1 protein-coding gene and 1 pseudogene are annotated in these 663 nt (G+C 72.1%); both read left to right on the forward strand.

Features of this window, described 5'->3' with window-relative positions:
* Nucleotides 1-228 (forward strand): annotated as a pseudogene (locus J5F18_RS12470) (sodium:proton antiporter); the annotation flags it as partial.
* On the forward strand, nucleotides 225-506 hold the full coding sequence (locus tag J5F18_RS12475) for an NADH-quinone oxidoreductase subunit K (protein ID WP_346298942.1): 282 nt from the start codon (nucleotides 225-227) through the stop codon (nucleotides 504-506). The pseudogene J5F18_RS12470 and the gene J5F18_RS12475, both read left to right, overlap by 4 nt.
* Nucleotides 507-663 lie beyond the last annotated feature (157 nt).

Consider the following 663-nt stretch of genomic DNA (forward strand, 5'->3'; position numbering starts at 1 on the left):
CCCTGGATGCACGAGCCCCGCCGCCAGCCGCTGCTGCGCCTGCTGCTGGTTGCCGGGGTGCTGCTGTTCCTGAGCGTGGCACTCGGCGGCCTGCTGATCACCGGCACCTTCCTGGCCATACCCGGCGAGGTGGCAGGGACGGTGATCCTCGCCGTGGAGGTCGCCGCCGCCCTCTCCATCGCCCTGATGCTGATGGCCTTCTACCTCTACGGGGAGCCGGGCCGATGAGCGAGCTCTACCTGCTGCTGGCCGCCCTGCTCACCGGCATGGCGCTGGTCGGCCTGTTTCGCACCGCGGACCTGCTGCGCCGGGTGCTGGCGCTCAACGTGCTGGCCAGCGCCGTCTTCCTGCTGCTGGTGGCCCTGGCCCGCACCGCCGAGGGCATCGACCCGCTGCCCCACGCCATGGTGCTGACCGGCATCGTGGTGGCGGTCAGCACCACCGCTGCGGTGCTCGCCCTCATGGTACAGGCCCACGAGCGACGCCGGCACAAGGAGGGGCCGTGAGTCCCGAAGCCTGGCTGCTGCCGCTGCTGGTCGCGCTGCCCCTGACCCTGGCCATCGTCGCCTTCCTGGGCCTGTTCCCGGCGCGCCACCAGGTGGCCCTCGCCCTGGCCGGGCTTGTCCTGGCTGGTGCCGGGCTCTTCACCTCCCTCGACACGAC

The sequence above is a fragment of the Halomonas sp. BM-2019 genome, assembly GCF_017584085.1.